At 35.1% G+C, this 26,196-nt stretch carries 19 protein-coding genes, 1 tRNA gene, 1 other RNA gene and 2 pseudogenes; 17 read left to right on the plus strand and 6 right to left on the minus strand.

Annotated elements, in window-relative coordinates; translation table 11 throughout:
- Positions 1 to 375: 375 nt before the first annotated feature.
- The 4 genes from ACQ4M0_RS00480 to ACQ4M0_RS00495 all read right to left on the minus strand — a co-directional run bounded on the left by ACQ4M0_RS00480 (position 376) and on the right by ACQ4M0_RS00495 (position 7,370).
- Positions 376 to 2,010 carry a ribonuclease J gene (locus ACQ4M0_RS00480; protein ID WP_438456440.1) on the minus strand — a complete coding sequence of 545 codons (1,635 nt, stop codon included), beginning with the start codon at positions 2,008 to 2,010 and terminating at the stop codon, positions 376 to 378.
- 169 nt (positions 2,011 to 2,179) lie between these two features.
- Positions 2,180 to 3,298 carry a molecular chaperone DnaJ gene (dnaJ, locus tag ACQ4M0_RS00485; RefSeq protein WP_438456441.1) on the minus strand — a complete coding sequence of 373 codons (1,119 nt, stop codon included), beginning with the start codon at positions 3,296 to 3,298 and terminating at the stop codon, positions 2,180 to 2,182.
- 82 nt (positions 3,299 to 3,380) lie between these two features.
- Positions 3,381 to 3,458, minus strand: a tRNA-Arg gene (locus tag ACQ4M0_RS00490).
- A gap of 852 nt (positions 3,459 to 4,310) precedes the next feature.
- Positions 4,311 to 7,370, minus strand: a complete 3,060-nt coding sequence (locus ACQ4M0_RS00495; protein ID WP_007302652.1) for a phosphoribosylformylglycinamidine synthase subunit PurL — start codon at positions 7,368 to 7,370, stop codon at positions 4,311 to 4,313.
- Positions 7,371 to 7,478: 108 nt separating this feature from the next.
- Between ACQ4M0_RS00495 and ACQ4M0_RS00500 the strand changes: the two genes are divergently transcribed.
- The 3 genes from ACQ4M0_RS00500 (at position 7,479) to fumC (ending at position 13,479) form a co-directional block, all read left to right on the plus strand.
- A complete protein-coding gene (locus ACQ4M0_RS00500; protein ID WP_438456442.1) occupies positions 7,479 to 10,277 on the plus strand; it encodes a PD-(D/E)XK nuclease family protein in 2,799 nt (932 codons plus the stop codon).
- 214 nt (positions 10,278 to 10,491) lie between these two features.
- Entirely contained in the window at positions 10,492 to 11,898 is a 1,407-nt protein-coding gene (locus ACQ4M0_RS00505; protein WP_438456443.1) for an ankyrin repeat domain-containing protein, read from the plus strand.
- Positions 11,899 to 12,090: 192 nt separating this feature from the next.
- A complete protein-coding gene (gene fumC / locus ACQ4M0_RS00510; RefSeq protein WP_017532669.1) occupies positions 12,091 to 13,479 on the plus strand; it encodes a class II fumarate hydratase in 1,389 nt (462 codons plus the stop codon).
- A 24-nt stretch (positions 13,480 to 13,503) separates the two neighbouring features.
- Here the strand turns inward: fumC and ACQ4M0_RS00515 are convergent, their stop codons facing one another.
- Positions 13,504 to 14,436, minus strand: coding sequence for a hypothetical protein (locus tag ACQ4M0_RS00515; RefSeq protein WP_438456444.1), 933 nt, complete (start codon positions 14,434 to 14,436; stop codon positions 13,504 to 13,506).
- A 319-nt stretch (positions 14,437 to 14,755) separates the two neighbouring features.
- Here ACQ4M0_RS00515 and tnpA point away from each other — a divergent pair.
- Positions 14,756 to 15,174 (plus strand): annotated as a pseudogene (gene tnpA, locus ACQ4M0_RS00520) (IS200/IS605 family transposase).
- A gap of 184 nt (positions 15,175 to 15,358) precedes the next feature.
- On the opposite strand, the gene ACQ4M0_RS00525 reads toward tnpA, so the two are convergent.
- Entirely contained in the window at positions 15,359 to 15,835 is a 477-nt protein-coding gene (locus ACQ4M0_RS00525; protein ID WP_438456445.1) for a hypothetical protein, read from the minus strand.
- A gap of 125 nt (positions 15,836 to 15,960) precedes the next feature.
- Here ACQ4M0_RS00525 and ACQ4M0_RS00530 point away from each other — a divergent pair, with 125 nt between their 5' ends.
- From ACQ4M0_RS00530 to ACQ4M0_RS00590, 13 genes and pseudogenes are all read left to right on the plus strand, one after another.
- On the plus strand, positions 15,961 to 16,602 hold the full coding sequence (locus ACQ4M0_RS00530; protein WP_010401658.1) for an HAD family hydrolase: 642 nt from the start codon (positions 15,961 to 15,963) through the stop codon (positions 16,600 to 16,602).
- Entirely contained in the window at positions 16,602 to 17,075 is a 474-nt protein-coding gene (locus tag ACQ4M0_RS00535) for an RDD family protein (RefSeq protein ID WP_438456446.1), read from the plus strand. The genes ACQ4M0_RS00530 and ACQ4M0_RS00535 overlap by 1 nt, the downstream gene beginning before the upstream one ends.
- Before the next feature lie 53 nt (positions 17,076 to 17,128).
- Positions 17,129 to 17,605 (plus strand): bacterioferritin, encoded by a 477-nt coding sequence (gene bfr, locus ACQ4M0_RS00540; RefSeq protein WP_438456447.1) that lies wholly within the window; start codon positions 17,129 to 17,131, stop codon positions 17,603 to 17,605.
- A gap of 1 nt (position 17,606) precedes the next feature.
- The gene (locus ACQ4M0_RS00545; RefSeq protein ID WP_052264983.1) at positions 17,607 to 18,218 is read left to right on the plus strand and encodes an SURF1 family protein; all 612 of its coding nucleotides are present in this window, start codon (positions 17,607 to 17,609) and stop codon (positions 18,216 to 18,218) included.
- A gap of 9 nt (positions 18,219 to 18,227) precedes the next feature.
- Positions 18,228 to 19,226 (plus strand): recombinase zinc beta ribbon domain-containing protein, encoded by a 999-nt coding sequence (locus tag ACQ4M0_RS00550; protein ID WP_438456448.1) that lies wholly within the window; start codon positions 18,228 to 18,230, stop codon positions 19,224 to 19,226.
- Between the two features lie 142 nt (positions 19,227 to 19,368).
- Positions 19,369 to 20,325 carry an IS5 family transposase gene (locus tag ACQ4M0_RS00555; RefSeq protein WP_213863789.1) on the plus strand — a complete coding sequence of 319 codons (957 nt, stop codon included), beginning with the start codon at positions 19,369 to 19,371 and terminating at the stop codon, positions 20,323 to 20,325.
- Between the two features lie 119 nt (positions 20,326 to 20,444).
- Positions 20,445 to 20,578, plus strand: a pseudogene (locus tag ACQ4M0_RS00560) (WPE palindromic element domain-containing protein); the annotation flags it as partial.
- A gap of 66 nt (positions 20,579 to 20,644) precedes the next feature.
- Entirely contained in the window at positions 20,645 to 21,919 is a 1,275-nt protein-coding gene (eno, locus tag ACQ4M0_RS00565; protein ID WP_052264984.1) for a phosphopyruvate hydratase, read from the plus strand.
- Positions 21,907 to 22,920, plus strand: coding sequence for an Obg family GTPase CgtA (cgtA, locus tag ACQ4M0_RS00570; protein ID WP_213863730.1), 1,014 nt, complete (start codon positions 21,907 to 21,909; stop codon positions 22,918 to 22,920). Before eno ends, cgtA begins: the two co-directional genes overlap by 13 nt.
- Positions 22,921 to 23,068: 148 nt before the next feature.
- Positions 23,069 to 23,521, plus strand: coding sequence for an ankyrin repeat domain-containing protein (locus tag ACQ4M0_RS00575; RefSeq protein ID WP_438456449.1), 453 nt, complete (start codon positions 23,069 to 23,071; stop codon positions 23,519 to 23,521).
- Between the two features lie 481 nt (positions 23,522 to 24,002).
- Positions 24,003 to 24,334, plus strand: a transfer-messenger RNA (tmRNA) gene (gene ssrA / locus ACQ4M0_RS00580).
- 16 nt (positions 24,335 to 24,350) lie between these two features.
- Positions 24,351 to 24,779 carry a ClpXP protease specificity-enhancing factor SspB gene (locus tag ACQ4M0_RS00585; RefSeq protein ID WP_213863728.1) on the plus strand — a complete coding sequence of 143 codons (429 nt, stop codon included), beginning with the start codon at positions 24,351 to 24,353 and terminating at the stop codon, positions 24,777 to 24,779.
- Between the two features lie 263 nt (positions 24,780 to 25,042).
- Positions 25,043 to 25,999, plus strand: a complete 957-nt coding sequence (locus ACQ4M0_RS00590; RefSeq protein WP_213863789.1) for an IS5 family transposase — start codon at positions 25,043 to 25,045, stop codon at positions 25,997 to 25,999.
- Positions 26,000 to 26,196 lie beyond the last annotated feature (197 nt).

Raw genomic sequence — 26,196 nt, forward strand, 5'->3', positions numbered from 1 at the left:
AGTAAATCAATTTCTGCAGTACTTGACACTGGAATCCAGAAATTTGACTGCAAGTAAGTGCACTGAGGTGGCAAGCATAAAAGTAGCTGTTTTATTCTAAAATAAACGTCTTTGACAAGGTTGCATGAAAAACTGGATTCCAGTGTCAGAGCACTGGGATGACACTCTACTGGTGGAGATTGCTCTAAAACTACAATGTTTGCCTGGGCGTTGAGATGGCACCCTTCTGGTAGATTCAAATCACAATGTTTGTATAGTTGTGTGATCTGACACTGATTTTTTTTTACGGATTCCAGTATTGCATGCTGAAATAACATCAAAGAATACATTGTTAACTTCTTACTCAAATAATGGTTAATAAAAAGAGGTATATTTCTATACCTGTTCTATTTGGACTTCAATTATAGGTCTTTTTAGTAAATATTCCTTTAAGATACTAAATATTGAACTTTCAATCTTATTTCTTATTTTTTTTATCGGCTGTGAGTCAAATGCTGACTCAACCTTCTTTATGATCTTTTGCATAATGGCTGCATCTTTTTGCGCTTCGAAAACACCAGGTGCAAATACTTTTGGCTTAGCAAGCAGTTTATTTTTCTTGTTTACAACTGCTGTCACTACGATAGCTCCGGCATCTCTCATTCTCTCACGCATTTTTATAACGCTGCATTCTGGATGACGGAGTAACATACCATCAATACCAAAGTAGTCGACATCAATGGAGCTAACTTTTTCCCCATTTTCCAAATTAACAATATCACCTGGTGCAATCATTATTGCTTTTTTCACACCGCACTCTTTAGCAAACTTTACATGTGCATCCGTATGAATATACTCACCATGAACCGGAATAGACATCTTAGGTTTTATCAAAGAATACATTTCCCTTAGCTCTGCTTTTACTGGATGCCCGGAAGCATGAACATTCTCTGTTTTTTCAGTAATAACTTCCACTCCCATCTCAATAAAGGCATTGAGCGTGTTATGTGCACGAGTTTCATTGCCAGGAATGACTTTTGATGAAAAGATCATGGTATCACCTTGCTGCATTTTAAATGCTTGATGACTCTTAGAGGCAAGTCTTGCGGTAGCTGCCAGTGGCTCACCTTGACAACCTGTGCAAAGTAGCACCAGCTTTTCCCTTGGAAAATTTACTGCCTCCTTTGCTTCTAGAAACTCAGGAGAATCAGTTAAATAACCACTATCCTGAGCAACTTTCACTATTCTCCATAAAGATCTGCCAAGTAAAACCACTTTTCTATTTAGTGCTTTTGCAGCTTGGCTTATTGTTTCAATTCGCGCCACATTCGAGGCAAATAGCGAGACAGCAACCAATTTTTTAGACCGCTTTATTATATTGTAAATATTATCATAAATTTCACTTTCTGATTCAGGGTCGTGTTTGCTCAGTATGTTTGTTGAATCACAAATTGCTGCAAGTAGATCACCTTTATCGCCAATTTCTTTTAAACGCTCTATATTAGAAATTAATCCAACAACAGGTTTTGGATCAAATTTCCAGTCCCCAGTATGAAGTGCACTACCTGCTTCAGTGCTAATTAATATTGAATTTGCCTCAGGAATTGAGTGAGTTACATTTATAAACTCAACGGTAAAAGGACCCAAATTTATGCTGCCATTTATGTCTACCTCTTTCACAGGTACCACACCTTCCAATCGAAACTCCTTTAGTTTCTCCTTGAGAAAATTAACTGTAAACTTTGTTGTATATATGGGACATTGCAAATCTTCCCACAGATGAGGCACTGCACCACAGTGATCTTCATGTGCATGTGTAATTATTATTCCAAGCAAATCTTTTTTTCTTTGAGCAATAAAATCTACATCAGCAATGAGTAGCTCAACACCTGGCATAGTTTCATCTGCAAAACCGATACCAAGGTCGATCATAATCCACTTGCCTTGATAATGATATAGGCTAACGTTCATCCCAATTCTTCCTACTCCTCCAAGAGGAAGAAATAAAAACTCATTTTTGTTTATGTTCATTAATTTTAAATTATTAAAATGCGAGGATAGCAAAACTTCGACCTTAAATAAAGGAATTTATCACTTTTGCATAACTTAAAAAAATCTTTTCACTAAAAGAGAAGGCTTTCAAATTGGTAAAAAGAATTAAGTGTAGACAGCTACCTCTTTATATCATTTAGCAAATTTCTCATTTTTTTTTTACTTTTCCAAAGAATCCTTCAGATTTCTGCTCTACACTTTCATGTTCCTCTTCCTCAAGCGCTTTTAATAGCTCAATCTGCTTTTGGGTTAAATTCTTTGGATTTAAAGTCTCAACTATTACCTGTACGTATAAATCACCACGAGCATGTGAGTTCATATATGGCATACCCTTTTCCCTACAACGTAGTTTGGTACCAGTTTGAGTGCCTTCAGGGACCTTTACTTTTATTTTAGCTCCATCAATTGATTGAATATCGATTTCACCACCAAGTACTGCTAGTGTCATTCTTATAGGCACTTTACAGTGTAAATCTGCTCTATTGCGAGTGAAGATCTGATGAGTAGCTATTTTCACACATACGTATAAATCTCCGCTTTTTCCACCTCTTGCTCCAGCTTCTCCTTTACCACTGACCCTTACCTTAGCTCCTTCTTCTATGCCTTTTGGAATTGAAACGGAGATATTTACTTCATCTCTTTTACGCCCACTTCCACCGCATTTCTTACATTTATTTTGTATTATTTCTCCTTCCCCATAGCATGTAGTACACGTTCTTTCAATGGTAAAAAAGCCCTGTTGAGTTCTAATTCTACCGCTTCCCTGGCATGTGTTGCACTGAACTGGTTTGATTGCTCCTTCGCTACCTGTGCCTTGGCATGTATTACATTTTATATTTGTCACATAATGTATAGGTGCTTGTATTCCTTTAAATGCATCTTCCAAGGTAATTTTAAGGTCGTAGCGCAGATCTGCTCCAGATATTCCTGTTGTACTTCTTTTTGTTCTTGACCTACTTGTACTGCCGCCGAATCCTCCACCAAAAAAATCGTTAAATATATCACTAAAATCCCCTCCAGCTTGGCTGAAATCAAATCCACCGGAAGCACCATCGTGACCATAACGATCATAACCTGCTCTTTTTTCAGAGTCAGATAGAACTTCATATGCAGCTGTTACTTCTTTAAATTTTTCCTCTGCTTCCTTATTACCAGGATTTCTGTCAGGATGATATTTTAATGCTAGTTTTTTATATGCTTTTTTTATCTCGTCAGTACTAGCATTTCTGCTCACTTCTAGCAGGTCATAGTAGTCTTTTTTGTTCATATATAATAGCTCAGTATTTTACCTTTAAAGATAGGTATTACATATATGAATTTCAAGTATGACCTCTATTTCCTATAAAATATGGTGCACCCTGAGCGACTTGAACGCCCGACCTTTTGATCCGTAGTCAAATGCTCTAATCCAACTGAGCTAAGGGTGCTTGCACAAAGCTGACTTTAACAGATTTTATAGCTTATTTCAATTGGTTTAGCTAAAAATAAAACTCTTATCATGTATGAAACCTGTAAGAAATTGTACTAGCTCTCTTAAAGGATAACTTAAGTTAACAGTTTCCAATTACTTTGATTTTAGAACCGCTATCCGAATAAGAGCTTTTCACATTATACTGCCAAGCTGCTAACAAATAGCGGAATGACGGTTATAGTTAAATCTAAACTATTTTGGCTATATCAGAAGACGGGTTATGCAGAAACCTTAAAATACTTCTTGCTTGCCAAGGAGAATAAATACATTCCTACAAACAAGCAGATACTCAATATCGATGCATAGGAAAACTTGAAAATTAAATCTTTAATATATATTGATAAGCATTTACCTGCAGAAATTTTGTATAGTAGTCCAACACAAATAATCGTACTATCAATGACCGATGCTATAATTAAAGTGATGAAATTTGCCATATGAAAATTCAATTTCGACTTTAATTCTTCAAAAACAACTATGCTTGAGAGAAGAGAGATTAAAATTGGAGTATATAGAACCAGTATCATAAAACCAAAATTTTGCAATTTAAAAAGACAGCATATCACTGTACACACTATTAAGCTGTAAGTAGCTTTGCTTCTACCATAAAACTCAACCATTGAGTTTACAACTAAAGTAGCTCCCACAAATAAGGCAGCACATATCATTAATTTATTTGAAGTGTTAAGTAAAGAAAGACTGATAAGCAAGAGTATTGATAAAATGGACATAATCACCTACCCAAATTTAATAATATGCATTTATTTTAATCAGACATTACACATAATGAAAAATTTGTCTAGCGTAATCAAAAGTTATTTAAACTAGTACCTAAGTCTTTCAAATCTATTCTTATAATATCCTTTATATTGAGAGCTTTCTCCTCTGTCACTTTTCCAATACATGAAAAAACTATACCTTTAAACAATTCTTCAAACTTCCGCTGATTTTGCGGGGCAATGGTTACTAATATTCTACTTTGCGATTCAGAAAACATTATTATCTTGTTTATTATGTCTGTATTTTGTGTTTTTCCTATTGGTACTAGTGAAAGATCAATTTCAGCACCAAGGTCTCCTGCAATTAGCGATTTTGCCAAAGCAATAATTAAGCCGCCTAAGTTTGGTGCAATTGCAGAGACAATTATGCCATCTTTTATTGCCTGGTTGTAACGTTCATACAACTTCCTAGCGCTCTTTGCATTAACTTTTGGCACGTTGTTATTATCTATTCCACTATATAACTGATATTCAGATCTACCAAGCTCATCGTAGGTTGTACCAAGCACATATATCAAGTCCCCTGGCATTTTCACATCAAGCGATACCGCATTTTCAATATTGTCTATAATTCCAATTGCTGAAATGAGTAGTGAAGGTGGTGCAGATATCATCACTTTCTCGCCATTTTCATCATATCCCTTGAAGTCATTGAACATACTGTCTTTTCCGGATATGAATGGTGTTTTAAATGCAGTTGCAAAGTCGTAACAAGCCTCTGCAGCTCTCTTTAGTTGCCACAATCTTTCTGGATTATAAGCATCACACCAGCAAAAATTATCGAGCAACGCTAGATGATTTATATTTCCTCCTGCAGCTACGTAGTTGCGTATGGCAGTGTCAATCGCACATGCTGCCATGTGATAAGTGTCAATTTCTCCATAACTTGAGCCAAATCCCTGCGATTTTACAACACCTTTGTTTGAAGAAAGGACTGGCCTCGAGACAACAGCTTCGCTGCACACTCTTCCCTTGCCTTGCAGTGGTTTCAGTATTGACGATCCTTGAACCTCATGGTCATATTGCACCACTATAAACTCTTTGCTGCGTATGTTTGGTCTGCTTAGCATTTCTTTTAGTTCAAAGGTGTCATGCAAGTAGCTGAGACTGGAATCCATTTCACGCTCAGCTCTACCATCGTATGGGTTTTGGCGTAAAATGTTTGCAGGCTTTACCTGCTGGATCCCAGTGTCAAGCACTGGGATGACAGGAAAGGATACAGCAGACTCCTTAGACCACGGTTTCGTCTGTAAATGCACTTTGGGATTACCGTCATGCAGAAATTCAGTTTCGATGTCCATTATTACTTCTCCTGGGGGACATTTTACAACGGCTTTGCCACTTTTGTTGAATTCTCCAATTACACAGACCTCCACATCATGTGTTTTCATGATTTGCTTAAACGCAGGAAGATTTTCTTCTGGCACTGCTAAGGTCATTCTCTCTTGTGATTCTGATATCCATATTTCCCACGGAGCCATACCATCGTTTTTAAGGAGAACCTTGCTCAAATCAACTTCAAATCCGTCTTTTCCCATTTCACCAATGGACGATGATAGACCGCCTGCTCCATTATCCGTTATTGCATTATAAAGACCAAGATCTCTTGCTTTTACGACGGCGTTGGATAATTTTTTTTGTGTTATAGGATCACCAATTTGCACAATTGTTGAAGGGCTGTTTCCCGACAATGCCTCTGAAGAAAAAGTTGCACCGTGAATTCCGTCCCTTCCAACTCTTCCACCAATAATTACGATTTTATCACCGTTTTTGGGTTCTTTTATGTGTGAAGGTGCATTATTTATATTCCGTGGAATAATTCCGATGCTTCCAACAAAAACTAATGGCTTTCCACAGAATCTATCGTCAAAGTATACCGATCCAAGTTGCGTTGGAATACCGGAGCAATTACCAGCAACATTAACACCGTGAATCACTTCTTTCATTATATATTTTGGTGGTAAGATTTTATCAGTACGCTCTTTATCTCTATAAAGTTTGCCTTTTGATTCTTTGGCAAAGCAAAAGTAATAAGTATTCATGATAGGTTCTGCACCTTTGCCAAAACCGACTATATCTCGATTAACTCCAAGCACTCCAGTCATTGCTCCACCGAACGGATCGAGAGCTGAAGGACTATTGTGAGTTTCAACTTTATCTACAATCAAGTAATCGTCATCAAAAATTATTCCTCCTGCGTTGTCGGAGAAAACTGACACGCATATGTTAGAATTTATCTCACGCGTTGCACGCTTAATATAATGAGCATATAGACCATCTTTTATTTCATCAATAGGGGAGCAAAAAATATTGTGTTTACAATGTTCAGACCAAGTCTGTGCCAGAGACTCAAGTTCAATATCATATGGATTTCTACCGAGTTTTTTAAAGTAATCCTTTATAGCTTTCATTGCTGCCAGCGAGAGCCCTAAAGTGCCATTACCATCGATTCCATCTCTGCTGATTTTTTCAAGCTCTTGGTCACTTACATTGAGTTTGACAGATTTTGCTCCATTATTACCTGGTGTCATCCCAGTGCTTGACACTGGAATCCATTCTTTTTTTTCCTGGTCACGCGCTGTAATGACACCAACTGGGGTATTTTGTTTACTGTAATACTTCCAATGGCAATTGCCGTTTTCTTTATGGAAAAGTGTGCAATATTCAGTAATAGGATTGAATTCCTGTTTTATGTCATCTTCGGTTGGAAAACCTCCTTGACTTAGAATCAATTTTGAACTTCTTGCCTTGATAGAAACACTTTCATCAATGTGGCGTTTGCTCATTAGATATTCTCTAACAATTTGTTTTGCCGTGTTTCCTACGTTATCGGTCATGCCAGGTAAAAAGCTTATCTCCAAGCCCCACTTTGCTTGTGATTCTATGAAGTTATATTGAACTTCTTCAAGGTTTTCATTGTAGGAATAATAACGGCAGTCTTGTATGGCTTTATTATAAAATAGCCCACAAATTTCTTCATGTAATTTTGATGGTAATTCTTTGCTTATGTAAATCAAGTAAACATTAACTACCCTTCTGCGGCTAACTTGTTCACATTTATTAAAAACTTCTATTCTGATGTTTGCCATGTAATATTGTGAAAGACTTTAATATATCATAGCATAAGAAACTGCGAGCACATTTATATTTTAAATAATTTCTATACAATAAAAGTGTTGTATTAATTGTTACTGTTAGTGGGAAGAGTTTTTACTGTTAATGTGAATGAGTCCCTTTTTGATGTGCTGGTTCAGCACATATTTTCTGAATATGAAAGAGAAAAAATTCCCGAGATAAAGATCATACTTCCCTGCAAGAGGGATGTTATAGCATTGCTGAGTGCATTCAAGAATTACAGAACTATAATTTTGCCAGAGATAGTTTCACTAGAAAACATTGATGAAGAAGATTTAATATTAAATCTTGATAGAGTTAAAGTTATCAACCCAACAAAAAGAACACTGCTACTCATTCAATTTATATTGGAGTGGAATAAAAAAAACAATGATAATTTTCCAATCGATCTGGTTTACAGTTTGCCGTCATTGCTTCAATATACCCAAATAGAGGGTGATTATCAACTTGATGAGCACTCAAAAAAAGTAGGGAATTTCATAAATTTACTTATCAAAACTTGGAGTAAAACTTTAAAAGGTTTGGGAGTAATAGATATACTAAAGCATAAGAATGACTACATAAACAATATGATAAACTTCCTGCAGAAAGATCAGCATATGATCTTTATTGGAATTGGAAAGGGTGAAATCTACAAGTTATTGATTAAGGCTATATATGACCTGCCATTTGGAAAGATAATTCTACCTAACCTGAATTTGAAAATGAACGAAAAAGATTGGAAATCACTTGATAAAAAACACTATCAACATTGCCTGAAAGATTTACTCGATTATTTAAAAGTGGATAGAAGGGATGTTAGTTTTCTGTCAGAAGCGTGTTCTGGTGTCATCCCAGTGTCAAGCACTGGGATGACAGAAGAAAGGGCTGGGATAACAGGAAGTCCTGAGGAATATCTTGATTATATCTTCGATACAACTGCTGATCTAAGTGAAGTTGGTGGCGGATCAATTGAAAATATTGAAGTCATCACTTGTGATTCAAGGGAGGAAGAAGCACAAGTGACGTCACTAATTATAAAGAATGAAGGTTATGAAAACGCTTCTTTGTTTGTCTTTGATAAATTACTTGCAGATCGTATGGCGTGTACCATATCGGAAAACTATTCTTATGTGACGCTTCTGCTTTATAGTATTGAGATTTTGAACTCAAAATGGAACGGTGTGGCATTGCTTTCTCTTCTTAAACATAGGCTAGTGACTTTTGGTTACGCTCAAGAAGAGTACACTCGTATTTTATCTGAGTTTGAGATAGAAGTATTGCGTAGCTTTAATACAAATGGTCTTAAGGATATTATTAACGCTATTAATACTTGTAAAAAGCTAAGACATAAAGAAGATATATTAATTATTATCAGTAAGTTAAAGATTATATTTAATCCTTTACTGTATCTTGTAAATTATCCCATTTTTGATGTGGCATCAGCTCATTTGCAGTGTGTTAATGTCCTTTCTAATATCAATTTTTTAGAGCTAAATGGTGAAATAGGTAATTTTACTCGTGATTTCTTAAATGCATGTGAAGATGTAGCAATAAAATGCTCCTTAGAGTTATATAGCCAAATCCTGATATTATTTTTAAAAAGGAAGTTTTTTTCTCCAGAAAATAACTTAGATAAATTCAGCTTATATCACAATAAGGTTGTAGTACTTGCTGGATTTAATGATATACCAAATTTTCAGAATCCGTTTTTGAGTGCACTGAATAGAGAAAAATTTAACCTTCCTTCTGTGCAAGAAGAGCAAGGGTACTTTTTGTATACTTTGCGCAATTTATTTGGTGCCGGCAAGGTTTATATTACGAGGCTAGTGAGTGATAGAAAATCAATTCTATTGCGCCGTTTGGAAGTTCTGTTACAAGAACCAAAATATCCTTATCGCAATTGGCTAAGAATATTAAATACACCTGAGTGCATTGTTCCATGTACTCAGCCTATGCCAAAACCTAAAACTGAAGTGAGGCAAGCAAAAATGCAAGTGATGTCTTGCAGTGCGGTAGAAAAACTGATTCGTAACCCTTATTCATTTTATGTTGAATACATACTGAACCTTAGACAGTTGAAAGACTTAAATTTTAAGCCATCGATATTGGAGTTTGGCACTATGGTACACAATATTCTTGCAAGATATTTACGCAACGAAAAGTCGCTGATGAATATTGCACGAGAAATATTCTCGTCTAATCGATTCCACTTTTCAAATATGTGGTGGGTAAGGTTGCAGAGGATAATTCAATCTTTTGTTGAGCTTGATAGGACTGGAAACAATCAAGTTGAGTTGGAGAAGAGCTTTTCCTATCCGATATTTCATATTCCAGCGCGTGACACACAACTGCGCGGATGCTGTACAACTTCCACTAAGAATAAGGGTGTCATCCCAATGCTTGACTACTTGGATCCAAAAAATTTGATTGCAAATGAACACACCAGACAATTGTGTAATAAGAGCTGGTCAGATACTCGAATGACAGAAGAAATTTTATTGACAGCAAGATGTGATAGAGTTGAGTATCTACCAGGTGGGCAAGTAGCAATTATAGACTATAAACTTGGTTCACCACCTTCCAATGAGGAAGTTATGTCAGGATTTTTCCCGCAATTAATTTTACAAGCTTTAGCAGTGGAATACACAACAAAAAAAGAAGTCTCGGAGCTTGCTTATTGGAAACTTGATTATGATAAAATAAAGGTTATTGCTTTGAAAGATTATAGACAAAAAATGCATGAATTTCAGAATATTCTACCAGATTTCTTATCTAATTATTTAAGAGATACTACTCCCTTCATTGCCTCTCCTTATTTTGATAAATTCCTGAGATTTAACATCTACAAACAACTAGAAAGGATAGGGGAGTGGTTATAAATTATATCTCCTCTCATCCAGATCAAAATAGCTGGTTGTACAGCTGGTTTACTAAGTGCAGTAGGAGAATTACTAGATTGTGATATAGACTCATCTTTGCTAGACTCAAACAACCATAAAAAAACACTAAAAAGTGATTCAATCAATTTTAGCCATTAAAACTTGAATAGTGGCTAAAATAGCTTTAAACTGTATATTTATTTTAGAGGGGTATATGCCATCACAAAAACAGCTAAATGCGCAGCTAATTGATGCTGCTAAAAAAGGACAGCTAGATTTTGTTCAGCAAGCTATACAGGGTGGAGCAATTATTAATACAATAGATGATGATTATGGGAGAACTGCTTTAATATGGGCTGCTGACAATGGTCAACTAGAGATATTACAATACTTGATAGAAGAGGGAGCAAATGTTAATGCAGAATCTCCGGGAAACATAACTGCTCTAATTCATGCTGCTGCCCATGGTCATCTTGAGGTAGTACAACTTCTAATAGCAAATGGAGCTGATTTAAATGTGAAACGTAAGGGTCAATTCTCTGCCCTAACATATGCTATTGTAAATGGCCATACGGAGATAGCAAAGCTTCTAACTAGATATCGTTTAATAGCTAATCTTGATATGTCAATACCTCGCTTGCCTCTTCCTACTTGTATACCAGAGTTATCATCTTATTGGTATGACTGTAAGGATGAGCTCAATAAAATGAAGGAAGAAGATAGTGAATTATATAATTTTCTTGTAAGTAAGAGAATTAATGAACAGGTAAGAATTTGGACAGAGAGTGAGACAATACGAAATATTGCACAAGATAGATTAAATATAGAATACTCAATCTATGCTAAAGATTTAACAGGTAAAATAGAATTAGTGATATTTTTTCTTAACAACAGGGAAATAATCAATTCTTTATCGTGGTATTATAAGGTAAGAATTCAAACAATTGATCAGGTAAAAAGGCTACTTGATCGTTTCACAAGAGAACATGTAGAGCTTGAAGTAGAAATTGTTCCAGCACAATTAAACTTTAATACTCAAGAGTTACAACCCCCTAAACTAAAAACATTATCATTTGCACAAATGATTAACAATCATGCAGGATTATTTTCAGCTGCCAAAAATGGTCAATTAGAAACAGTAAGATACCTGATAGAAAAACAGAAAGAAGATATTAATTCAACAGATCACTATGGAAGAACTGCTCTAATGTGGGCTGCTGGAAGTGGCTATTTAGAGGTAGTAAAGTACCTGATAGAAACAGCAAAAGCAAATGTTAATGTGAAAGATGGCTATGAAAACACTGCTCTGAATTATGCTACTAGAAACGGGCATTTAGATGTAAAAGAATATCTGAAAAGTCATATACAAAAAGAGCTACGGAAGAAATACGTCTGCATTGGTGTTAGTGGTATAGTAGGTTATGTTGCAGGTATGACAATATCATGTTCTGCGGGAGCAGTGATTACAGTTTGTGCAGCATCAGCGACCGTTAGTCTAGCGTTAGGTGCAATGTTGGGTTATATGATTGTAGAAGTAAAAAAAGAGAAAGCAAACAAAGGTATAGCTTCTGCGCTTAAAGATGTTTTCACTATTCAAGCTCTAAGTAGAATAGCCTTATAGAGAGTGAAAGTAGGTTTATTGCTTAAGGTTGCATGATTGCCTTAATAACAATAAAAAAATAATAGAAGCAAAAGATATGGCTTGAAAATTTTCTAAGGTCTTCACTAAAAATGTCTCAACTTGACACTGAAATACAATTTGATTTAATTAATTCATATATGTAGGTAACGTCAAGCACTAGAAGGAGGAAATATGGATAAAAAAATTAGGATAGAATCAGATAGCTTAGGAGAAGTAAAAGTACCAAGTGAACGTTACTGGGGAGCTCAGACTCAGCGTTCTTTGGAAAATTTCAAAATTGGTACAGAGAAAATGCCAGAGCCCCTGATTAAAGCGCTAGCAATAGTAAAACTTGCAGCAGCACGTGTTAACATGAAACAGGGTAGCATAGATAATAGAGTAGGGGATGCAATCTGCACAGCGGCACAGGAGGTAATAGACGGTAAATTTAATAATCAATTTCCGCTTGTTGTTTGGCAAACCGGTTCTGGAACGCAGACCAATATGAATGTGAATGAAGTGATCAGCAATCGTGCAATAGAAATTTTGGGCGGTGATTTAGGTAGTAAGTCTCCAGTGCATCCAAATGATCATGTAAACTGTGGTCAGTCATCAAATGACACTTTTCCAACAGCAATGCATATAGCAGTAGCAGAGCAAATAAACCGCTTGCTTATTCCCAATCTTGAAGAATTATATAAAGCGCTAAATAATAAGGTTCATGAATTTAAAGATATAATAAAAGTAGGGCGTACTCATCTGCAAGATGCAACTCCTCTAACACTTGGGCAGGAATTTTCTGGCTATGCAGTTCAGATTAAAAAGGGAATAGAGAGAGTAAAGTCAACTCTAAGCAATGTATATGAACTTGCACAAGGTGGTACCGCGGTTGGCACGGGAATCAATACTAAAAAGGGTTTTGCTGAGGATTTTGCTAAAGAAGTGGCAAAAATCACTAATTTTCCATTTATTTCAGCAAAAAATAAGTTTGAAGCACTAGCAGCAAATGATGCTTTAGTTGAGCTCAGTGGAGCACTCAATACAGTAGCAGTAAGCTTGATGAAAATTGCAAATGATATAAGGCTACTTGGTTCTGGTCCAAGATGCGGGATTGGAGAAATAATGTTACCAGAAAATGAGCCTGGCTCTTCAATCATGCCGGGTAAGGTGAATCCAACTCAATGCGAAGCAGTGACTATGGTATGTGCTCAAGTTATGGGAAATCATGTTGCAGTGACAATTGGTGGCTCAAATGGTCACTTTGAATTGAACGTGTTTAAGCCGGTGATAATTTACAATGTTTTGCAGTCTATAAGACTTTTAGCTGATGCAAGTTTAAATTTTGCAGAGAAATGCGTAGTTGATATTAAAGCAAACGAAGAAAGAATAAAGGATTTACTAAATCAGTCGTTAATGCTAGTTACTATATTAAATACGCATATAGGATATGACAATGCAGCAAAAATAGCGAAGCTTGCTTATAAAGAAAATATCACTCTAAAAGAAGCAGCAGCAAAACTTCAACTGCTCACTGAGGAGGAGTTTGAAAGGATAGTGAAACCAGAGGAGATGGTAGGTTAATCTACCACCTTTTTTTGTCCCTAGTTAATTGTGGTAATATGTATAGAACTTTGCTGGTTGCTCTACATATACCTCTTCTAAATCACTTAGAGCGTGGTCATTGTGATTAAAGCCATATCTCTTAACCATCTCATCTAGCGTAACAGAGCTTAGAGAGAAACTGAACTCTGGCAATGGATTCACATTTGAGGATTGCAGACTAGTGAATGGCTCTCCGCCATTTATTTGAGAGTCTAGGAAAGTTAGCTCACCTTCCAGGCTAGTATGTTCTTCTGGCACTGCACTATCATTAACTATTGAATCTTCTGGTACTATATTGCAGAATTGATTATGGAATTCAGCAAAACCCTCAAATGGAGGTACTGATATGCACTGGCGCTTTGCTGGTGGCTCCACTGTGCATATTTCTTCTAATTCACATTCTGTAAGACTATTATACGCTGTAAAATATAAGTCTTGTGATCGCTGTTTTCCAGTTATTGAACGAATTATTTGGCTATATAATTGATTCTCTTCAGCTCTTTTTCTTTTGTTTACTAACGGTTCATTTTCATAAGAAAAGTCTGGTCTACTATCAAATGTATGTTCAATAATTGTTTCCTCGAATGCAGGAGTTATAGGAGATAAATTTAACTCTGGCAAATCATCCACAATTGAGGATTGCAGACTAGTTACTCCATTTATCAAATAGTTATAATACTCTGGGGATAATTGCTCACCTTCTAGGCTATCTGATATATGCTCATTCGACGTTAAACTACTACTAACTGTTGAATTTTCTGTTACAGTATTGCAGAATTGATTATCGAATTCAGCAAAACCCAGAAATGGAATTACTGTTTGGCTACATGATTGATTCTCTTTGTCAGAAGAAAGTTCTAGTCTAGTATCAAATGTATGTTCAACAACTGTTTCCTCGAACGCAGGAGATATAAGAGAGAAATGTGCTGCTGGCAAATCATCTCTGTTTTGTATTAACGGTTCATTGGAGTTTTCAGTACTTAAGTTGCTTGAACTCTCTTTATTGCTTAAGTAAACATTCTTTAGGACAAGCTTAGCTTTGACAGTTGATTTTGTCTCTAAATTTACTTTATAGTCTTCTTTTTGCTGGGGATTCAGTTGATTAAATAGGGTTTTAAATAAAGTAGATTGGGGAGAAATACAATCGAGTGTATTGAAAGAAAATTTTTTATTGTCCCAAATTTGGGAGAAAAACCCTGGACTTGAAGTCCATCCTTTTAAGAATATAATTTTAAGGTGAAAAATCTGAAAGAATGTGGAATATTATAGAAAAAGCAGTCACTCTGTATATATATCACATAGTGTGGATAACAAAATATCGATATCCAGTACTAGTTGGAGATATTGGACAGAAAGCTAAAGAAGTTGTACAAGAAGTATGTGCAAATAATCAAGTAGAAATTATCAGAGGTAGAGTTGCGTCAAGTCATGTACACGTATACGTTTCTGTACCCCCATACTTAAGTATTAGTAAGTTAGTGCAGTTAATAAAAGGAAAAAGTTCCAGAAAAATCCAGAAAAACTTTCCAGAGCTAAAAAAGAGATATTGGGTTGTGGGCAGTAGGCTAGTTTGTCAGGACTAGCGGAAATGTAACTGACGAAATGATAAAAAATTATATTGAAAATCACTCTAAAAAAGAAGATAAATTTGGTGACTTTCAAGTCGAAAGTTAGCATTCTATGCTCTCTCTCAATCTTTGGATTTTAATCCATAGTAGTTGAATTTGATCAGAAATTTTGCCTTCTAATGTAGTTTGAGATTTTTTATTACTTTCAAACTCTGCAACTTTTTTACTTGTAAAAATGTCTTTTCCTTCGAATTTTTGTTTAAATCCAGCAATCTTTTTAAAATCTTCAGCTATTTTTTTTTTGCTGCACGATCCATTCGACCTTCAAGATTATGAATCAATTTTTTAATAATCTTCACTTCATCTTTACGCCCTTTTTGAGCTTTAAGCTCTCGGTGCAATTTAACAATAATTTTTACTTTATCTTCCAATGAAGAATTTTCTGGAAAAACATCTTTAAGTTCCCGATTCAACTCGACGATCTTTTCAAAATCTTTAGCTACTTTTTTAGCTGCACGGTTCATTCGATCTCTAAGACTACGATTTAATTTTGCACTGGCCTTCACTTTATCTTCCAATGCAGAAATATCTTCAAACTTTTTCTCGAGACTTTGTCTAGTTACTTGCCTTTTGTAAGCTTTAAGATCTAGACGCAACTCATTGATAATCTTCACTTTATCTTTCAGCGACGTGCTTTCTGGAAAAGCGCCTGCAAAAGCATCTTGAAATTTCTTCTCAATATTTGATATATCTTGAAGCTGTATCATACCTACTATATAAAAGCTTATGCTAAAATAAGTATACTAGGTAATTATGTAAAAATGATTAACATAGAAGCTTTATCATCAAAATATTATTTACTTATTAGCTTAAAATACGTAACAATATAAAAATGAAAAATAGCCGATTAGCGGTAGTATTCGATTGGGATAATACCTTAGTTGATACTCAAGATAATATTTCTAATGCCATTAAGCATACTTTAGATTTGATGGGATCTGGCAGTAAGGTTGTTGATAGAAATTCTCATGAATCAAGAAAGAGCTACATGGTCAATTTGTTTGGTGATCAGTGGAAAAAAGCGAATCAGATATATCAAAAATACCTAGATAATGCATTGTTACAAAATATTACTCTGAATGAAGGAGTAGAGAAAATGCTGCAGACACTGAAAAGCCACAATATTTACCTAGCGATAGTTAGCAATAAGAAAAATACTAATTTACGTCAAGAAGTTGCCTACTTTAAACTAGATTCTTACTTTGAAAGAATAGTTGGATCATGTGATACTGCAGAAGATAAACCATCTGCAACTCCACTGCTATTTGCACTAGAGGAGAGTACGCTACCTGTAAATAGAGAAAATGTGTTTTTTGTTGGTGACAGCATCACAGATATTCTATGTGCACAAAATGCAAATTGCTTACCTATTGTATACGGACAATCAATAAGAGGTTATGAAGATTTGTTATATTTTCAACATTTTAATAAACTTACAGAATTCATAGTAAAGTATTTGAAAGATAGGTGGTAATGACAGAGATCGCTAGTGTACACAGGCGCTTTTGCGCATATTTAATAGATGTAGCAATTTTATTAATTCCAACCTTACTAATTGTGTTGTCATTAGGGGATTTTCCATTAATGTTACACCTGTCATACATGTGTATAAATTGTGGATACTTTACATATTTTATATCTTCAACAGCTCAAGCAACTCCTGGTCAACAGTTAATGAATATATATACTATCACTTTAGATAGTTCTAAAATAGGTTTGAGCTTAGCATTTGATCGCACTATCTCTCAGTTTTTCCTTCCTATGCTAAATAATTCAATTATCACCTTTATCAAACTTTTTCAAACATCAGTAAATGCTTTAAGTATACTAGAAGTGATTATAGTGATGCTTACCTTCAGTTGGTATTTAGTTGCTTGCTTCTCTCAGAGGAAACAGGCATTTCATGATGTGCTATTTGATACGATTGTTGTGAGAAAAATGAATTGATGTTGCCTTGATTGTTATGTAGATTACATTGGTATATTAGCTAAAGAAAGGTTATGAATAAAGAAATAGTAGAACATTTAAATAAATTACTTACAAATGAGCTGACTTCTGTACGCCAGTATCTTTTGCATTCTGCGATTCTTAAAAATAGCGGAATTAATAAACTTGCAGAAAAGATGAAAAACGAGCTTAATGAAGAACTTGAGCATGCAAATAGGTTGGCAGAAAGAATTTTACTGCTTAAGGGCATGCCAAATTTTCAAGATACAAATAAAATCTCAAAGTATGAAGGAAAGTTCACAAAAGATACAATGCAGAAAATCTTAGAAGATAATTCTAACTTAGAAGAAGAAGGTATCAAGGGCATCAAAGAGGCAATTTCCGTTGCTGAAAAAGAAAAGGATTTCGTGAGTGTAATGTTATTAGAAGGACTACTGAAAAATGAGGAAGAGCACTTACATTGGATCAAAGAACAGATTGACCTTATTGAGCTTATGGGTACTGAAAATTACTTGAGAACACAAATATAGAGTGTTAAGAAAAACAGTATTTATTTTCATTATACCTTTTTTACTTCTTTTTTCACTCGGGTTATGGCAGTTATTTAGATTGAGCTGGAAGAATAATATTATCAAAAATATGGATCTTCCAGTTATTCATCTACTGCCTAGTGATAATCTTTCAAAGTTTAACTACAGAAACGTTAAAATCGACGGAATTTTAAGTGATATAGAACTATATGTTTTCGCAGGTCAACGTGGCTATCATGTGCTGTCTCCTATGTTGCTTATCAATGGACATTACATGTTAATAAATAAAGGAATAGTCAGAGAAAAAAAAGAAGAAAAAGCAAAAATTGAAAAAGTAGCTGCTGATGGCGTTTTGTATTGTGATGGTAGCAAAAATTGGTTTATCAAAAATGATATTGCTTCAAATACATGGTTTACCTTAAGTACAGAAGAAATCTCCAATGATCTAGGTATTAAGCTAGAGAAATGTATATTGTGGCAAGACAATTTTGGTGGCAAATTGACTATACAGCCAATAAAGCATCTTGAATACGCAATTACTTGGTTTGCACTTTCCTTGATTTGGCTCATTATGTGCGTATTTTACTATAGGCAAAATATATATAAGTCGTAGAGATACAGTGTGGAAAAAGAAAAGCTACAAATAGAAAAAATGCAACAAAGTGGAAGAAAATACTTATTACAAGGGTTAGTGATATGTCAGTGTTGCAAATCCGTTTATTATGGAATGAGTAATGCTAAGGGAGGAAGAAGTTACTATCGTTGTCCTGGAAAACATTTTGGTGAATGTAACAGCAAATCAATACGCGCAGATATACTAGAAGGGGTAGTATGGGAAGAAGTGAAGATGTTAAGAGGGCATATAACGAAGGAAAAGTGTGATTTATCAGAGGTAGATTGGGAGACTAAATTTAATATAATTAGAAAGTTAGTTCAGCGTATTGAAATTGATGATGATAATGTACATATGGTGTTTCGATTAAAAGAACTCGCTCTCGAAAGACAAAAAGAAGATATTCAACCTTGTACCAGAATTATAAAGAATGTAGTGCTATCAAATGCAATAGGAATGCATAAAGTTAGCAATGCCCTGGCTGCAATATCAGTTGCAGTGAAACTTGGAATTAGTGATGAAGAGATTAAAAAAGGTCTTTTGGAATTTAAAGGAGTAGCAAGGAGATTTTCTTTAATTGCCGATATTAAAGGTGTTAAGTTAATTGAGGACTATGCTCATCATCCAAATGAAATACAGGCAACCCTGTCAGCAGCACGTTTGACCACTAAAGGAAAGGTAACAGGAATTATCGAGCCGCTTCGTTTTGCTCGTATTCGTAATTTTTTTGATGAGTTCGTACGAATTTTCATGATGTTTGATTATGTAATTCTCACTCCTGTCCATCCTCCAGAAGATAAGCCTATTCCTGGCTGTGGAATTGATGATATACAAAAAACCTTGATCAGTAATGGGTTTAATGATGTGAAGATTATGAATGATGCTTTACTCATTTCACATTTTATTAGTAATTCGACAAGTTCAGGAGATGTAGTATTATTTATTGGTGCTGGTAGTAATATAGCTAAACTAGCGAAAGAAACTGCAAAGCTGCTGCTAGTAAAATAAACTTAAGCATTGGTGATTTATATGATAAAATTGTGTAGTAAAACTGGATCCCAGTGGGCTTTGTTGCACCACTCAAGGAAAGAACAGGCAGTTACTGATGGAATTTGTTATAAAATAGATATTTAGCCGACAAAGGAAAAATATGCCAATAAGAATGAAAGTCAGTAACTGCAATGAATATAACAAATTTCTTCAAGAAAGGGGAAATGTTTTTCATTATATCAACGATGCCATTGAAAATTGGTACGAAAATAGTCCAAAAGTAGCAGGTGGCAACAATGTCTACAGCGACAAAGTAGTGATTCTAATTCACATAATAACCTATCTATTCAGGATTGGTCTTAGGCAAACAGTGGGATTTATAGAGAAATATCTTGAGCAAATAGGGAAAATTTTGCAAATTATCAGCTATTCGCAGGCTTCAAGAAGGTTTAAAAAGCTTAATATCAAAATCAACGACTGCAGAGTTGATAAGAACGATATGGAAGATATTGAAATTGCTATAGATAGTACAGGTATCAGCATCTACAATAATATTCCAGGCCATAGTAAGGCAAATGGTACAGATAGAAAGTATCGCCGCTATGAGCAAACAAGAAAGCTACATGTAATGCTAGAGATAGGTAGTAAAAAAGTTATAGCTGCAAAATACAGTAGTGGAGTTTATTCCGACCACTATGGAGCCTGTGATCTTATTGAAAGAGTGGATACCAAGTATAACATAAGCACGATATATGCAGATAGGGCATATAATCGAAAGAAGTTATACAAACTGTGCGATGAGCTTGACATAAAGACAAGGATTCCTCCGCAAAATAATGCAGTAGAGCATCCAAAGTTGGATTATATGAATGAGAGAAATTCTACAATCAAGCTCATAAAGTCATATGATGAAGATGGTATGAAGAGGTGGAAAAAAGAGATAAATTATTGGAAGAGATCTTATATAGAAAGTTTTTTCTCGCGACTGAAGCAAATATTTGGATTTAGTTTTAGGAATAAATCTGAGATTAATCGTGAGAAGGAACTGCTACTCAAGTGTTATTTGCTTAACAAATTTACTGAAATAGGCATGGCTAAGTTTGATATAGCTTCATGAATTTATTATACATTACCCACTATCCGAAGAGCTGTGCAACAAAGCCATCCCAGTGTCTAGGCAAACAACTGTACAGACATTGCGATATGGGGATAGCTTCCATTAAGAATGGTGTCATCCCAGTGCCCAGACACTGGGATCCAGAAGACTTAACTTTAAATAAGTGGCTGTATAATCAAAACTGGATTCCAGTGTCAAGCACTGACCATCCGCTACTCAAATTACCTGTATATTGCAATGTTCGTACACTGAAATGTTACAGCGCTGGGGTGACATTTCCCGAACGTGAACACAATTGTGAATCTAGTGGAGGTTTAGCATGATGAAAAAGACGATCAGCAGTGTATTTGCAAGAGAAATTTTAGATAGCAGGGGTTACCCAACAATTGAGGTAGAAATAGAACTATGTGATGGAGCAACAGGTAGAGCCGCTGTCCCTTCTGGGGCTTCGACCGGTAAACTAGAAGCATTGGAGCTGAGAGATCAAGATGAAAAAAGGTATTGTGGTAAAGGAGTGCTGAAAGCTGTTCAATCTGTGAGTGGAGTGATAGCAAATAAAATCATTGGCATGGATGCAGCAAACCAGAGTGCAATTGATAAAGTTTTAATTGAACTAGATGGAACAAAAAATAAATCTAAACTTGGAGCAAATGCAACTTTGGGTGTGTCTCTTGCTGTTGCAAAAGCAGCAGCAAACAGCTTTAAAATGCCGTTATATAAGTATTTGGGAGTAGGGGAAGAGCAGATGCCAGTTCCGCTAATTAACGTCATTAATGGTGGAGTACATGCAGATAATAAACTCGATTTTCAAGAATTTATGATTCTTCCGGTTGGTGCTGAAACTTTCAGTGAAGCAATCAGAATATCTGCAGAGGTATTTCATAACTTGCGCAGCATTCTTAAGAAAAAAGGTTATAGCACAAACGTAGGAGATGAAGGTGGTTTTGCACCAAACATTGGAAGCACTGAAGAAGCTCTTAATTTGATAATTCAGGCTGTTGAATCTGCCGGTTATTCGATGAAAAATCACTTTGCACTGGGTCTTGATGTTGCTGCATCTACTTTTTATGAAGATGGAGTTTATAAATTTGAAAACAGAGAACTCACTTCAGAGGAATTGGTTCAGTATTATTTTGACCTTGTAGGCAAATATCCAATAATTTCTATAGAAGATGCAATGAATGAAGACGACTATGAAGGTTGGAAATTACTTACTGTAAAACTTGGGAATAAAGTTCAATTGGTTGGAGATGATTTATTTGTTACAAATTGTGAACTAATAAGTAAAGGAATAGAGGAAAAAATGGCAAATTCTGTACTAATTAAACCAAATCAAATAGGAACGCTTACGGAAACTTTTGCTGCTATTGAAATGGCAAAATCAAATGGCTATAGGGCTATTATTTCGCATCGCTCAGGTGAAACAGAAGATACAACGATATCCCACATAGCGGTTGCATCGAATTGTGGACAAATCAAGACTGGCTCGCTGTCGCGTTCTGATAGGCTTGCAAAGTATAATGAATTAATGAGAATAGAAAGTTCATTAGGAGAAAATGCTAAATATTATTGTGGGTTAGCATGGACTTCATAGACGAAGTTAAATTATATTTAAAAGCAGGTGATGGTGGCGATGGCTGCGCAAGTTTTCGTCGAGAAAAATTCGTTGAATTTGGTGGCCCAAACGGTGGTAATGGGGGCAAGGGAGGAGACATAATTTTCATCAGTGATGCAAATCTCAACACTTTGCTTAATTTTCGTTGTCGAAGACATATTAAAGCAAGTAGTGGAAAAAGTGGTACGAGTAGAGATAGATCTGGCACGGCAGGAAAAGATATTATACTTAAAGTTCCAGTTGGTACACAAATAATCGATGAAGAAAGTGAGGAAGTGATAGTAGATCTTGATAAACCCGACATGGAATTTCAAGTAGTACAAGGTGGAAAAGGTGGACTTGGAAATACTAACTTTAAATCTTCCACCAATAGGGCACCAAGGCATTTTACTCATGGTCAGCCTGGTGAGGAAAGAAACATAGTATTGAAGCTAAAAGTTTTATCTGATGTTGGCATTATTGGTATGCCAAATGTAGGTAAATCTAAATTTTTAACCCGCTGCTCGAATTCTGATACGAAAGTAGGCGATTATGAATTTACTACTATAAGACCACATTTAGGTGTAGCAAAAGTGGATTATAGCGAAATTGTAATAGCAGATATTCCTGGAATAATCGCTGATGCTCATCTTGGAGTTGGGCTCGGACACAAATTTTTAAAGCACATAGAAAGGTGCAAAATTTTACTGCATTTAATTGATGTAACTCACGATGAAATTATTTCAGCTTATAATTGTACGCATAATGAACTGAAGCTTTACAATAGCGATCTTGTTGAAAAAGAGGAAATTGTAGTGTTAAATAAATGTGACTTATTGGAAGAAACAGAAATTCTTGAGAAGAAGAATCATTTAGCCAATTATCTTGATAGAGAAGTACTGTGCTTATCAATCGACGATGATTTACAGCCCATCTTAAGATTATTAAATGAAAAAGTGAAAATTAAGGAAATTAATGTATATGATCCTTTTAAGACATAGATTCAGTATACAGATGGCTAATCTAATAATTGCAGTTTTAAATTATATTAATACCTATAGCATAGTAGTCATTACATAGAATGTTTTCGTCCTCATATCTTGCTTTAATGCTATAATTGGTATTTATTCTTAAAAATCGGAGAACATTATGAGTAACACGTCGATATTACAAAAAATACTATATAGGATTGATAATGATGACAAAATAAGTGTATCTAACATAATTGAAAAATTAAAAAGTGAGCTGCAGCAGCATGTTAATATGTACAATGCATGGGAAGAAAGTGGATTTGACATAAATGCTAATTCATTTGATGGAAGTAACTTACTATGTTTAGCATCTGGAAGTGGCTGTGTAAAAGTAGTAGAGTTTCTTATAGAGAAGGATGCAAATGTTAATATACAAGATAATGAAGGAAAGACTCCTTTGGATTATGCTATTTCTAGTGGAAGGGAAGAAGTAATAGAAATTCTTACAGGAAAAATTCTTTTATCTGATGAAGGACTGACATCACAGATGTCATCAGAACAAGAAGTAGAGATTGATTCACAAGATCAATACGAAACTCTTCCTTCATATCCGTTTTTTTCTAACAAGTAGAAAGTTAGAAAGTACACTGAATTGATTTAATTCTTGAGGAGAAAAACTAATTTATAGTCTAGTTACACAGGCAATTTTCCACATTTGTCTGCATTTTTTGTTCCACAACTTATCTTTTTTTCGGCTTGTGCCATTTCTCACACTGTCTCTTGCTTTCTTGAACTCAGAAATTCAATAGCTACAAAAGCATTTGAGTAGTTTTTTGTTAAGAATTAGGCATAGAATCCCCCATATTTATTAATAAAGAACAGAAAAAATGTAACGCACATGCGACAGAGATTAAGCATATGTGTGCACCCATTTGCGCTGAAGAAGATACGCTACATTCTTTACTTAGTTTGATTATTTGATAGAAAAGTCTGCAGACGAAGATAGATTTTGAGCTCTAAAAATACCTCTACTTTGATTATACTAAGATTAGATAAATAGGCGAAGTAATTTTTATATTAGTTTTTTAGTTGCCAATCAATTTGGAGTTCAATAACTTGACATTTATTCAATACTACTGTATAATAAACATGTGTATTTTTATACACTATGGCAATAAAATTACCTTGTAATAGGTGTATTGGACCCGAGGGCAGTACTCGGCGCCTCCACCATATTTTTGATACGGGGGCGAATAAGGATCGACATGCATAGTAAAGATGGTACCTTTGCTCGGTTAGATACCACCGCTAAGAGTTCATAATTTAGATGCAAACGATAACTTTGCTGCCGAAGACAATGTTGCATTAGCTGCTTAATTTAGGCACTATAACTTCATTGCTATAAGCACGGTTTAGGGAACGCCGGGTAACAGAAGTTCCCCCAAACATGTAAGGGTTATATGGATAAAACAGATTATCAGAAGTCGCTTAGTTATGCTAAATTTCAAGTTATCAAAAAGGCTTTGAATACTATATTAGATAATGTTTTTACTCCTCACTTAGAAATAGTATTTTTTACGCGCTTTAATGGTGTTGTCATACCAGACTACTTGAAAGAATCATACCCTACTCAAATGCTTATTATATTACAGCATCAATTTTTTGGTCTAAAAGTTCTTGAAGATAAGTTTAGCGTCAGTTTGAGCTTTCGTGGAAAACAAGAACAAGTCACTGTACCGTTTTTTGCTATTAGTGAGTTTCATGATAAAATTTCAGGAGATATTTTAGTATTTAGCGTTGATTCTGATAAAGAATACGAAAGTGAAAAATGTGCTGAAAAATCATCAAATGGTAGTATTATATCTATAGATCAACTTTACGATAAGTAGTTGCTTAATTTTATAAATAAAAAATATTGTATCTGTTCAGGATATCGACAAGACCATAGAGTAAAAGTGAGTTTATAACAAATGGTATCATTTGAGTAGCTGACATTAGCTTTCACATAAAAAACGTTATAAAGCGCTTTCATGTTTACCAACTTAGTGCCAATCTGGATCCCAGTGGGCTTTGTTGCACCACTCAAGGAAAGAACAGGCAGTTACTGATGGAATTTGTTATAAAATAGATATTTAGCCGACAAAGGAAAAATATGCCAATAAGAATGAAAGTCAGTAACTGCAATGAATATAACAAATTTCTTCAAGAAAGGGGAAATGTTTTTCATTATATCAACGATGCCATTGAAAATTGGTACGAAAATAGTCCAAAAGTAGCAGGTGGCAACAATGTCTACAGCGACAAAGTAGTGATTCTAATTCACATAATAACCTATCTATTCAGGATTGGTCTTAGGCAAACAGTGGGATTTATAGAGAAATATCTTGAGCAAATAGGGAAAATTTTGCAAATTATCAGCTATTCGCAGGCTTCAAGAAGGTTTAAAAAGCTTAATATCAAAATCAACGACTGCAGAGTTGATAAGAACGATATGGAAGATATTGAAATTGCTATAGATAGTACAGGTATCAGCATCTACAATAATATTCCAGGCCATAGTAAGGCAAATGGTACAGATAGAAAGTATCGCCGCTATGAGCAAACAAGAAAGCTACATGTAATGCTAGAGATAGGTAGTAAAAAAGTTATAGCTGCAAAATACAGTAGTGGAGTTTATTCCGACCACTATGGAGCCTGTGATCTTATTGAAAGAGTGGATACCAAGTATAACATAAGCACGATATATGCAGATAGGGCATATAATCGAAAGAAGTTATACAAACTGTGCGATGAGCTTGACATAAAGACAAGGATTCCTCCGCAAAATAATGCAGTAGAGCATCCAAAGTTGGATTATATGAATGAGAGAAATTCTACAATCAAGCTCATAAAGTCATATGATGAAGATGGTATGAAGAGGTGGAAAAAAGAGATAAATTATTGGAAGAGATCTTATATAGAAAGTTTTTTCTCGCGACTGAAGCAAATATTTGGATTTAGTTTTAGGAATAAATCTGAGATTAATCGTGAGAAGGAACTGCTACTCAAGTGTTATTTGCTTAACAAATTTACTGAAATAGGCATGGCTAAGTTTGATATAGCTTCATGAATTTATTATACATTACCCACTATCCGAAGAGCTGTGCAACAAAGCCATCCCAGTGTCTGGGCACTGGGATGACAACAAAGGGGCTACTTGAACAGAGGCTATTTAGGTAACAAGAGGTGACAAGAAAAGAAGCGCTGGTTTCATACGTACCTGAACACTTATCCTGCATGTAATAAACATGATCAAAAAGCTATTCA

Source organism: Wolbachia endosymbiont of Kerria lacca, assembly GCF_051602725.1.
Classification (GTDB): domain Bacteria; phylum Pseudomonadota; class Alphaproteobacteria; order Rickettsiales; family Anaplasmataceae; genus Wolbachia.